The organism is Vibrio agarilyticus (assembly GCF_012641465.1).
Classification (GTDB): domain Bacteria; phylum Pseudomonadota; class Gammaproteobacteria; order Enterobacterales; family Vibrionaceae; genus Vibrio; species Vibrio agarilyticus.
Map to the genome: position 1 here is coordinate 176418 of NZ_JABAIK010000003.1, position 12931 is coordinate 189348.

7 protein-coding genes are annotated in these 12931 nt (G+C 47.5%); all 7 read left to right on the plus strand.

Going from position 1 to position 12931, the window contains the following annotated elements; all coding sequences use genetic code 11:
* Positions 1–216 precede the first annotated feature (216 nt).
* Entirely contained in the window at positions 217–1539 is a 1323-nt protein-coding gene (locus HGP28_RS04425; RefSeq protein ID WP_168835322.1) for an MATE family efflux transporter, read from the plus strand.
* Between the two features lie 62 nt (positions 1540–1601).
* The gene (locus tag HGP28_RS04430) at positions 1602–2384 is read left to right on the plus strand and encodes an ATP-binding cassette domain-containing protein (protein ID WP_168835241.1); all 783 of its coding nucleotides are present in this window, start codon (positions 1602–1604) and stop codon (positions 2382–2384) included.
* A 45-nt stretch (positions 2385–2429) separates the two neighbouring features.
* Positions 2430–3263 carry an ABC transporter ATP-binding protein gene (locus tag HGP28_RS04435; protein WP_439333834.1) on the plus strand — a complete coding sequence of 278 codons (834 nt, stop codon included), beginning with the start codon at positions 2430–2432 and terminating at the stop codon, positions 3261–3263.
* Entirely contained in the window at positions 3253–4770 is a 1518-nt protein-coding gene (locus HGP28_RS04440; RefSeq protein ID WP_168835243.1) for an ABC transporter substrate-binding protein, read from the plus strand. Before HGP28_RS04435 ends, HGP28_RS04440 begins: the two co-directional genes overlap by 11 nt.
* Before the next feature lie 46 nt (positions 4771–4816).
* Positions 4817–6538, plus strand: coding sequence for an ABC transporter permease subunit (locus HGP28_RS04445; RefSeq protein WP_168835323.1), 1722 nt, complete (start codon positions 4817–4819; stop codon positions 6536–6538).
* Positions 6539–6972: 434 nt separating this feature from the next.
* Entirely contained in the window at positions 6973–9123 is a 2151-nt protein-coding gene (locus tag HGP28_RS04450; protein WP_168835244.1) for a chitinase, read from the plus strand.
* Positions 9124–9566: 443 nt separating this feature from the next.
* On the plus strand, positions 9567–12911 hold the full coding sequence (locus HGP28_RS04455) for an Ig-like domain-containing protein (protein ID WP_168835245.1): 3345 nt from the start codon (positions 9567–9569) through the stop codon (positions 12909–12911).
* Positions 12912–12931 lie beyond the last annotated feature (20 nt).

Sequence of the window (12931 nt, forward strand, 5' to 3'; positions counted from 1 at the left end):
TGAAATATCGAGTCTAGCCAGAGCGGATCATTCTGGAATAAATCCACGAATAAGGCTTTAAACTTAATCGATTCTCGTTTACATTCAGCAGCCATTTTGCATGAACACTGCCACCTTGCGCGTTTAATTAGCCTCGTTGCCACTTGAGTTGAGGCGGACGAGGCGCGAGGCAGCATTGTGAGCCCAGCGCTTCATAAGAACCGAGTTGTACCATCGATGAATCTGACCCATAAAGATTATTTTACGATCGCTTTTCCATTTATTGTCTCAACCGTGACTCAGCCTCTTTTAGGCGCCGTAGACACTGCGGTGATAGGCAAACTGGGCGTTGCTGAACTGATTGGCGGCGTTGCGATTGGCGCGGTGGTGATGAACACGCTGTATTGGCTGTTTGGTTTTTTTCGCGTCAGCACGACAGGCCAAAGTGCCATTGCTTTAGGTAAAAATAGCGCGAAAGATCAAGCCAGCAGTTTATTTCGTCCTTTTGTGTTGGCGCTGGCTCTTGGCGTGATCTTCATCGCGCTGCAATCGGTTATTTGGCAGGGCGCTGAATGGGTGATTGCACCTGAAAAAGCCGTGGGACAAAACGCCAAAATCTATTTTGATATCATGATCTTCGGCGCGCCGTTTGTGCTGCTTAACTATGTGTTAATTGGGTGGTTGATGGGGCAAGCCAAAGCCAAAGAGACCTTGTTTACCCAAGTGTTTGGTAACCTGCTCAATATCGTTTTGGATCTTCTCTTTGTACTCTATTTTGATATGGGCATTGCTGGCGTTGCTGTGGCGACCCTTATCGCACAGATTTCGACCTTTGTGATTGGTGTGGTTTTGGTGCTAAAAACCAGTCGCTTTTCACTGTTTGACCATATTCAAACGGCGAAAATGACCCGTAACGATCTGAAAACCATCGCCTCATCTAATATCGATTTACTGCTGCGCACCGTATGCCTGTTGGTGTTTTTCAATATGATGGCACGTATCGGCTCTGAACTTGGCGCCGATGTTCTTGCGGCCAATGCCATCTTGATGCAAGTCACTTTCATTGTGAGCTATTTGTTTGATGGTGTGGCTAATGCGTCGAGTGTGTTTGCGGGCAAAGCCGTTGGGCAAAAGAGCGATACATTGCTTAAGCAGGTGATTAAATTAAACACTCAATGGACACTGGGGTTCGTTGCTGTTCTAACGTTACTTCTGGCGCTATTTAAGCATCAACTGGTCACCCTATTTACGACCCTGCCCAACTTAGTCGCACTCTATCTTGAGATGAGCCCTTGGTTGCTTGCATTTCCGCTAGCCGCGGGCTTTGGCCTCACGTTTTACGGCATTTTTACCGGTACAGGGACGACACGCCCGGTGCGTAACTCGACCTTTTTGACTTTGATGGTGTTTTTAGCCGCTCAGTTTATCGCAGTGCCTCACTGGGGGAACGGCGGTTTGTGGCTTGCTTTTACACTGTTTTATATCGGGCGTTTTTTGTTCTTATTCCCATACCTTGGTCAGGTAAAACAGAAATGTCTGGCGGATACCTCTTCAGAGTGATTCTATTGTACACGTCGGCATGATAATATTGTTATGTTATAAAGTTACATTTGCATCATGCCGTGAAGTCTCAACCTGTACTGTCTGTTAATAATCTTAGCCTGAGTGATTCAGAGCGCGTTCTCTTTGAGGGGATCTCTTTTGAGCTTTTCCAAGGTGAGCGCCTCGCCATAATGGGGCCTTCAGGTATCGGTAAGTCAATGCTATCAAAAGCGGTAGCGGGCTTTTTGCCAGCAGATATTCGAATGGATGGCAGTATCTGTTTTAATGGCGTCGAAGTTGGGCAAACTTCATTGCTGCAACGGGCTAAGTCTCAGCGTCCGGCGATCATATTTCAAGATGCCTTAAAAGCGCTCAATCCCTTGGCCTCGATTGAGCAGCAACTGAGTTTGGCGCTAACGAGCAACAAAACGCGCTTATCTGCGGCGAATATGGTTGATGTGGTGTCATTGTTGGCGCAGCTTGGGTTTACCAACCCACAAAGCGTCTTAGCCCATTATCCGAGTCAACTCTCTGGTGGTCAGCGTCAGCGCATCTGTATTGCTCTTGCTCTGCTGGGGAGCTCGAATCTTGTTATCGCCGATGAGCCAACCAGCGCACTCGACCCTATCACCGAAAGTGAAATATTGAACCTGTTTCACCAAAGCATTTGCCAACGAAATATCAGCGGTGTGTTGATAACCCATGATCTTGCGGCCGCGCTCGCCTGTGACAAGATCTTGATGATTGCAGACCACACCATGGTCGCCTACGGCCCACCACAAAAAGCAATTTTGCAAAGTTCGCATCCTTTCTGCCAACAACTGGCGCAGTTATACCCGTCTCACTTGGCGTTAGTAGGGTGATCGTGTGTTCGTTGTGCGTTGGAGATTATTTTGAGTAAGCATCTAATGAACGAGCAAAGCCAAACTCGCTCTGCTCAAGTTCGCTTTGAGGATATTTGTGTTCACCATTACGCGAAGCCTCGCTGGTTAGGTGGGAAACCGTATAAAGCGCTGCACGGGTTGAATCTGGTTATCGATACGCAAAATATCGCCATTGTCGGGCCGTCGGGGGCAGGAAAGTCGACTTTGATTGAGCTTTTGTTTGGTCTGCGCAAACCTACTTCGGGTGAAGTCTATGTGTGTGGTTACCCGCTTTCGCGTAGCACGGCAAAGCAACGTCACGCGCTTTGCCAGCACATTCAACTGATCCCGCAAGAGCCGCAAACCAGCTTGAACCCCTATTATTCGGTATCTCAGATCCTACTTGAGCCGCTAATGAGCATTGGTGTCACTCAAGCGCAACACGAAAAAGTGACCAAGGTAATGGCGGATGTGGGGCTGGATCTCTCGCTGCTTGAGCGAAATTCACAGCAGCTCTCGGTGGGCCAAGCGCAACGCGTGGCGATTGCGAGAGCCCTAATTACTGAGCCTTGTGTGCTGGTGGCCGATGAGCCGACAAGCAGTTTGGACCCGGTCAGTCGCCAGCAAATACTTGATTTACTCGCAAGCATTCAACGCACGCGGCAGATGCGGCTGATTTTGGTCACGCATGATCTCGATGCCGCGCAAACGCTGTGCGATGAAATTCTCGTGTTGAATAAAGGCGGCGTTGTGGAATATGGACCATCACATCAGGTGATGAACCAGCCCGTGCACGCGGTAACCAAAGCCTTATTGAACGCTCAACATCACAATAATAAATTGACAAAAAACCTAGGAGAGGTTTGTTATGCCCTTTAATTTTTCAAAGTTAGCGCTTTCGCTGACGTTAAGCGCCTTGATGACCGGCTGTTTTGATTCAACCGACACGCCAGCGCAGTCGCACGCTAATGGTGCCATGCCTGCTGAAAAAGTACTTCGCGTTGCTATGATGCAACCACCACGTACGGGCTTATCGCCACTTTCAGATGACGCATTTAAATTGTCACGTTGGAGCACGGCAGAAACGTTAGTGAATTTAAATGCGCAGTCTGTTGCCGAGCCCATGTTGGCAACAGAGTGGGAGCAAGTTGACCCGTTGACATGGCAATTTACCTTACGTGGCGGCGTCACCTTCCATGATGGTTCTGCTCTCAATGCGCAAGCGGTGGTTCACTCATTGCAAAGCGCATTGAACGCGGCGCCTAAGCCACGAATTTTGGATGGCATTGAGTGGCAAGTGCGCGCGTTGAACGCGATGGTCGTCGAAATCAAAACCTCGTTTAATGACCCTCTGTTACCGAGTCGTTTATCAAGCCCTCAGTTGGCGATTCTTGCAGGATCTGCGTACCAAGAAAATGGTCGAGTGGTGCCAATCAATGCTGGTACCGGCCCCTTTGTTCTAACCGAAATTAATGGGACTACCAGCGCAAAACTAAGTCGTTTTGATGCTTACTGGGGTGAAAAAGCCAAAGTGGATACCATTATTGCGGAATATGTGCCAAATGGTTTTGCGCGCGCCGCGGCGCTGCGTACTGGTGAAGCCGATGTCGTAGAAGCGGTGCCTGTATCGCAGATCGCCATGATGGAATCATCACAGCTGCACGAAGTCGCTATGCCGCGTACCAACACCCTTTATCTTAATAACCAATCAAAGGTCTTTAGCCAATTTGCGCTGCGTAAAGCGGCTGCTCAGGCGATAAACCGCGAGCAGATCATCAAAACCGTTTATGAGGATCATGCCGATTTGGCGCACGGTTTGTTAGGGCCTGCTTTGGCCTGGGCGCAGCCGACGCGTGAAATGAATCCGCGCCTCGAGACAATGGAGCTGCGCCGCGCTCATGGTGAGAAGATCACCATAGGAACCTTTACTGACCGCGCAGAATTGCCAGAGGTGGCTGTGTTACTTAAACAGCAGCTGAAAATGGCGGGATTTGTGGTGGAACTTGATGTGCGTGAATACGCGCAAATTGAAAATGATGCGCTGGCGGGCAAGTTTGATGCCTTCTTGTTATCACGCGCTACGGTGCTTGATTCGGGCGATCCTGTGGCGTACATGCAAAGTGACTTTAGTTGTAACGGCTCTTATAACTTAGGCCAGTTTTGCTCTGAAGAGGTGGATGCCGCGTTGAAGCATGCCGATCTGCAGCCCCTTGGTGAGAAGCGCCAGCAAGCCATCATTGCCGCGGAGAATCAAATTCTATCGCAATACGCGGCGATCCCGCTGCTGCATGAGCGTGTAATTCAGGGGGAGAGCGAGCGTGTGAAAAACGCACAGCGCGATCCTCGTGAGCGTCGCCTTGTCGACCAATTTACCGAGGCCCACTAATTCTATGTGGTCTGCTGATCGCTTTCACTCTCATAACCGTATTGGCATGCCGATCTGGTTGACTCTGTTGTTATCACGCTTTCTGGCACTTAGCACTGTGGTGGTGCTGGTGGGATTAATGCCTGATATTGCTGGCATTGACCCAAGCCAATCGATACTGCGCGCTCGCGCAGGCGCGCAGCAATTGCTTACAGCAGAAGCGCTGCAAGCCATTCGTGAGGATCTTCAACTTGATCGCAGTGCGGCTCAGCGGCTATGGGATTGGCTGACACTTGCAATGCAAGGTGACTTAGGTGTCTCCTGGGTGAGCGGGGCTTCGGTGATGGAGAGCGTGCAGCAAACGGGCAAAACCTCGCTGTTACTCATGGTAACAGCGCTTGGTCTTGCTCTGATGTTTTGCGCTGTCAGTGTATTTTATACCGCGTGGCGTTGGCAGCAGGGGCGATTGACTCAGTCTGGATTGGCCCATCATGGCACTTTTAGTTCGGTGTTGGTGTCGTTGCCCGAATATGTCGTGGCATCGCTGCTGATTATGGTCTTTGCCATTTGGTTGGGTTGGTTTCCTCCTTATGGTTGGCAAAGCGCGCAAAATCTGTGGCTGCCGAGCCTTGCGATGGCGCTGCCTGCTGCGGGGCTCTTTGGGCGCTTACTGAATGACAGTTTGAAGCGTGTGCTTGAGGAACCGTGGGTGATCACTTGGCTTTCGGCAAACGTTAGTCAGTGTCAAGTTGTGCGTTTTGCGCTGTGGCGCGCCCTCAGCAGCTTGTTGCCACAAATCGCGATGACGGTGATCGGTTTAACCGGCGGCGCTGTTGCGGTGGAGTTGGTGTTCTCGATTCCCGGCATTGGGCGATTGATTCTGGGCGCGGCAAAATCACAAGACTTACCTATGCTGCAAGGCGGCTTGTTGGTGCTGTTGGTGTTTTCGATGCTGATAAGCGGTGCCAGTATTTTATTGCAGCGCTTTGTATTAGGGCGCGCAGTGACCAGTGGCAAGCTTGTCAGTAGTCACAGTACATTTCACTTTACGCGAAATCCGATAAAACGAACCATTAGTGCCACGCTCTTTGCACTACTGATTGTCTGCGCCGCATGGGCTTTGCTTCGCGATCCCTATACCATCCAATTTACCCGTTTGGAGCCACCGAGTTTCGCCGCGCCATTTGGCGCCGACGCTGTAGGGCGAGATCTGCTGGCGCGAGTCGGGGGAGGGATGATCTCGACGATTAAAATGGGCATGATTGCGACACTGTTAAGCTTGGTGTTGGGGTTAATTTTCGGATTTGCTGCGCGTTTTAGCCAAGGTTTTATCGAGATCACCAAAGGCGTGCCATACATTGTGGCGGGGCTGCTTATTGCAGGTCTCACCGGGATGAACTCAAACAGCGCATTAATTGCCATTGTGTTGGTTTCTTGGGCACCGCTGGCCGCGCATTGCGCCAGTTTATTAGTCGAAGCCAAAGCGCAACCTTACACGTATCTTGCGCCGATTTGGGGCACCAGTCAGTGGCGAATACTGCGCTTCTATTTGCTACCGTATGTGCTGCCGCCCTTAATCAGACACGCACTGCTAAAATGGCCAGTGATCACGCTGAGTTTAACCTCGCTCAGTTTTATTGGTTTGGGGGTTAAGCCTCCCTCACCTGAGTGGGGATTATTGATCTCAGAAAATCTACCTTATATTGAGCGCTCGCCGCTTGGTGTGCTGCTGCCAATTTTCGGTTTGGCCTTGCTTTCGATTGCGGTCAATATGCTATTTGATGATTGAAATGGCAAAATATTAAACCAAAATAGTATATACCCAAATCATTTGGGTATATGTTGATATATTGATGTTGATTCCATAATTTGTGTTCTTAAATATTTTATTAGTGGCGCAGGCTCAGATTTAGACCTGTTTTTTACAGAGTGAATAGATTTAAGTAAGAGGGATAAATTACAGTTAATAATATAAAAACATGATCTTGATTCCTTTGTTTTTATTTTTATCAAATTGTTCATCAATTGGGCGATTGATTCCAAATAAGTTTAGTTATGACATAAATCGTTTAATTTACTGACGCATCTATGACATAAGTGCTCGAAATCACTTTATATTTCAGCGACATTTTTTCTTGGCTCCGCGTATAGTTTGGCAGCATATTATTATTACTGCTAGTGATTGAAACTCATCGTGGGCGCATCATAGCTTATGAGGACATTATGACGTCATTGATTGACTCTCGCTTAGCAATTTATTGCACCGCGTTTATCGCAGTGCCAAGTGCATTTGCTAATAACGGAACACCACTTAAAGAGCTTCCACTTAGTCAAGTTTTGGCCGACGAAGCTGCAATTATTGCTACGCAGTCTGAATCATACCAATTGGTGATGACATCCATACAAACTCGCGATAATGCAGTTGTTGAAGCCATTACACCGCATCATCCAAATAACCCAAGTAATGTAAAGCGCGTTGAGCGTATTGTATCTGAGCAAGATTGGGACTATTTATTTGCCGAGCGCGATCCAGCCTATACTCACCTGAATTTTCTTAAAGCGGTCGCCAAGTATCCAGCGTTGTGTGGCGATTACAGCGATGGGCGAGATGCCGATGCTATCTGTCGTAAGACGCTGGCGACCATGTTTGCCCACTTTACGCAGGAAACCGGTGGTCACAATGCATATAGTGAAATCCCTCAGTGGCGTCAGGGGCTCTATTATTTACGTGAAATTGGTTGGCAAGAAACCACTTCCGGTGGCTATGGCCTGTGCGATCCACAAACGTGGCAAGGACAAGCTTACCCTTGCGGTAAAAATCCGGATGGAAGCAATAAAAGCTATTTCGGCCGTGGCTCGAAACAGCTCAGTTACAATTACAACTATGGGCCATTTTCTCAGTCGATATACGGCAATGTGGAGAAACTGTTGAATGAACCCGAGCTGGTTGCAGATACGTGGTTAAACCTTGCCAGTGCGGTATTTTTTTACCTTTACCCACAACCACCAAAGCCAAGCATGCTGCATGTGATTGATGGTACATGGCAGCCGAATGAGCGAGATAAGCAAAATGGCTTAGTACCAGGCTTTGGTGTAACGACGCAAATTATTAATGGCGGGGTTGAGTGTGGTGGTAGTGCTGAGCATATTCAGTCGCAAAATCGCATTGATTACTATCGTCAGTTTGCTAAGCACCTTAACGTGCCGATTGCGCCTAATGAGGTGCTTGGGTGTAAAGGAATGAAACAGTTTGATGACGGTGGTGCCGGCGCACTGAATATTTTCTGGGAAGAAAATTGGGGGTGGGATGCCGAAAGTAGTGATGGGCGAACCTACCAATGTCAGCTTGTCTCTTACCAAGGGTCTTATTCTTCATTTATTGAAGGAGATTATGCCAAATGCGTCGCTAGTAAATTTAATGTTGATATTATCGATGATACTAATGGTAATCGTGCACCCATCGCTAACGCTGGTCAGGATCATCAGGTAGAGGCAACTGAGGCCGTTACCATTACTGTATCAGCAAGCCAATCAAGTGATGATAAAGGAATTGTCAGTTACCAGTGGCAGCAAACGGATGGGTCAAATATTCCATTGCAACTCAGCGCGCCAAATGCTGAAACGACGCAAGTGCAAGTTCCCGCTTTGGAGCGTAGCCAGGTGTTTAACTTGACGTTAACTGTCGCAGATGCAGAGGGTAAAACGGCGCAAGACACTGTCGCTATCGTCGCCAATGTAACAAATAGTAATCAGGCGCCAAAAGTGGTGCTGCACGCGCCAAAAGAGGTTAATGAAGAGTTCATTGGAGTGAAAGTACACGCCACGGTGAGTGACCCAGAAAATGATGCAGTACAATTGAATTGGCAAGTCAGCCAAAATATTTCATTTACAGTCGCTCATGACCAGCGCAGCATTATATTTGATGCGCCAGCCGTTACACATGATACCCCCATTTCTGTGCAAGTTGAGGCGATTGACGAGGCGCAGAATATGGTGAGCTCGAGCGTGACTATTACGGTAAAAAATAACCAACAAGATGGTGGTCAGTGTGAGGCGATCGATCCCAATGCGAATCAATATTCTGCTTATCAATCTGATAAAGTCTATACCGAGACAAGTTCGCCAGTTAGCCATCTAGGTTTAGTTTATAAAGCAAAATGGTGGGTACAAGGAAACGAGCCGACTCCAGCAAATGAAGCGTGGGAACTGCTTAGCACTGTTGAGCTGCCTTGGAGTATAGAAGCGGTTTATAACGGCGGCGATGAGGTTAATTGGCAAGGCAAACGCTGGCAAGCGCAATGGTGGACAAAAGGAGATAAGCCTGGGGTCGCTGGGGTTTGGGTTGACGTTGGCGCTGCGTCTTGTCCGTCGTAATAAAGTGGTCTGTTGTTTGATTAATTAGAAAACAGCGCAAATATTAAATCAAAATAAACCCGTTAGCTTCTAGCGACGGGTTTTTTAGTTTTATTAAATCAAGATTGCGTAATACTTTCATTTTCATGTCAATATGTTGACATTAATTCCATAATCAATTCATACCATCGGTTTGCTTCAATATTTCCAATATGGATCGAGGAAAAATAACAAGCCGATTGACGAATATAATACAACGAGTATTCGAAAAAGTTTCTTTGGATAAAGATCATGGTATTGAATAAATGAGCAATAGTTATAAGTTTTTTTTGATAGCATCTGGCTTGGATTTATACATGAAGTGACTTTATTTAACCTATAAGTGGGGGAGGGTATAGGTTTTTATTTAACGTTCTACTTGATTGATTCTTTCTCAATTCATCTAATAAAAAAGAGAATATATAATGAAAAAAATAAACAAAATAACGTTAGCAATATCGAGCATATTGCTGAGCGGTTATTTCTATTCAGGTTCTAATGCGTTTGCAGCAACGCAAGTAACCGAATTTATTCCGGGCACAACCAAAGTGCAAAACGGGGCTGTTGTGTCCTATGGTGGAGAGTGCTTTATTGCTAAAAACAATCCTGGAGTATGGGAAACGCCAAATGCCGGCTCGTGGTTTTGGGACACAACCTCATGTGACTCGGTCACAGAGCCTGATACCGATCCTGAAACGGATCCCGAAATAGACGTGGGTGAGGCAATCTTGTTTATTCCGGGTCAGACCAAAGTAAAAAATGGCGATCTTGTTAAGTATCAAGATGAGTGCTTCATTGCAAAAAATAATCCAGGTGTGTGGGAAACGCCCGCGTCGGGTTCTTGGTTCTGGGATCTTTCACAATGTCCCACTGATACGGACGAACCCGAAGAGCCGCAAGAGACCACGCTGGACTTGCTTGCCCCTACCCAAAATCAAGTTATTGAATTAGGCAGCTCAATTGAAATTCACGCGCGTGTTACTGGAGCGAATGCGACCAAAGTGGTGTTTTTTGCGAATAACCAGACGTTAAGCGAGCAATTGATTGCTGCGGATCAGAGTGAATACCGCTACCACTGGACGCCTAAGGATGCAGGGCAGGCCAAAGTGCAAATCAAAGCGTTTGATAAAGATAATCAAGTTCTAAAACAAGATGTTGTCAGCATTGTCATTGAAGAGCGCAACGCAGGTGAGGACTTTGTCGCACCTCAAGTGAGTTTTGTAACACCAACCAACGGTGCTCGCATCGATAAAGGTGAGCTTGTCACAATCACGCTTAACGCAACGGACAAGAATGACGATTTACACGAGGTGCTGGTTAGCGTTGATGGTGAAACACTTTGCCAGTTTGATGGTAGTCAAAAAGAGACATTTAACTGTCAGTGGCAAGCCAATCAAGCAGGTCAGTTTACGCTCGATGCAGTCGCAGTGGATGCACAAAACTTGCGCAGTGAGGCACGTATTTCGGTTTCGGTCCAAGAGGTTGTTGAGCCGCCCGTGACAGCGCCAGATTCGCTGTGTGATGGTTTTAATCTGTATCCAGATTGGCCAAGGGGCAATCATGCAACTGGTGGCGACATTATGGTGTTTGAAAATATTGCCTATGTTGCGTCTTATTGGACCCAATCTGTTCCAGGTAGTGATGACTCTTGGAAACATCACTTAAATTGTGATGGTACTGAGGCTGGGACTGCGCCTTTGATCTCACTGCCTAACCGAGCCGATCCAGTGAGTTTGGCGCTGCCGGGTTGGCCAAGTAAGCTTGTGGTAATGAGCGCTGCGCAACATGATTTGAATGTGGTCACTGTTAACGTGACTGATCACAAAGCATTGGCAGATTCAGTTGCCTTAACAGCAGGGTTTGTGGCGCTTATTGAACGCGCCGAGCAATTTGAAACTGAAACCCTGGTCTTGCGCAGTGATGTCCTTAATCGTATTACAGCCGACAAAGCGCTATTAAGCCAATCCATTGATGTAAAACAATCACTGATGAGCGCCGCAATACAAACTGGCAGTCGTATCGATACTGACGCGATAGAAGCTTTAACCGATGACATCAAAGGTTGGGCGCAAGCGCACCACTTGATTATTTCGAGCATTGCACCTAAAGCGTTATTTGGGTGGTCGGTGGAAATCGGCGAATTTGCCTTTGAGTCTCACTCTGGTCGTCAGTCAGTTTGGAATAAAGCGTCAAAAGATATGGCCCAATCACTGCATACGCTTGAGTTGTATAGCGCTGAAAATGAACGAAGTGCTGATTTTATCGCTTTCACAAAATCAAACCGTACTGCGGCTCTGAATGAGGAGCAGTGGCACAACGCTTTAGAATACGTCAAGCAAGTGTCAGACTTTGTTAATAAACCGGCCATGCTCAGTCAAATTCCGACTCAGCAAGCATTGAGCTATTTTATGGGCGCAACGAGCGCAGAGCGGAAGCTTCGCAAAGTGGCTTATAGCAATGTGTTCGCGCTGCAATTTGATACAGAGAGCGCAGAGCTTAATGCCAAATTAGACGAATATAGCAACGCGCTAATTCCCCTGTATTATGTGCAAGAGGCGACAGAGCAAACGCCATTAACATCCATTGCGCGGTTAAATCAGCAGCTCATTGCCGCAGAAGACATAATGAACAACAAAGCGTTTTTGTACGAAACGCCGCAATCGCAATGGATTCCATCAACGGTCTATAAGTGGGCTGACTTTTTAGAAGGCCTCAATTCGATGCACAACATTGGTGTCGCGGGTAACAAATTCTGGCTGATTGATAAAGATGCCGATGATGAAACCAATATCAAATACGCAAAAGTCGCCATCGCAGCGTTTCTTGCCCAAAGCATGCAAGAAACCATTCGCTATAATGCGTGTGATGAAAACAACTGGTCTGAAGTGCGATATGGCGCTGCAACCGATTATCCAATGACAGCCAGTTGCGGTCAGTTAGGGCAAAAATACGCCGATTATGGTGTTCATCCGATTTCTGGACGCGATCATGCTTACTCTTGCCCTCGTGATAATAAGATGGAAGTCAGTGCGCTTACACATGCCAAGTGGTACGGTGCCCCAGCCCCAGTTTTTGCCGCGCCGAATGCGGTATTAGAAGAGCGGGGATTATTGGTTAATGGTCACGTTGGTCGCTGGACCAACAACGGTCACTGTAACCAAGTGCCCACGACAGTTGACACTTCAAAACAAGTTTGGGAGCGTGACGAGTGCCAAGTGTACGTTGACCAAAAAGCGGGTAAATTTATCTGGGACGGCAGTAGCCAAGACAGCGTGGAAGGCTGCGGCTGGTGGGGACGTGGTGTTATTCAGACTACGGGTCGCCAAAACTTTGGTACCTTAAATCATTATCTGGGCCGCTCTCATGTCGACCCTGCTTCGATAGGACAGACAATTGATGGGGTGACGGTTGACGCGCCACCAGCAAACCCGTTGTACGCTGAGCTTGATTTCTGCTCGAATCCAGGACTGATTTGCAGTTCAGAAGAAAACGCCGAAATAAAATGGATTGCAGGGCTCTTTTATTGGGTTACTTCGGTGCAAAATTATCCTGACGAGAGTGGGTTATACGGCAATTGGAATTACCATAATGAACTGAAAAAATACGTTGATGGTGGCATGGTTGGCACTGAGTTTATTGATGATGTCTCTGGCATTGTTAACCGCGGATGTCCTGACTTAGTGTGCAGTACTGGTGAAGTGCACAACGTGAAAGAGCGCCGAGCAAACTTTAAATTAGCATTGGAAGCGTTAGGGCTGACCCCACGCTAATAATGATGCACCATTGTATC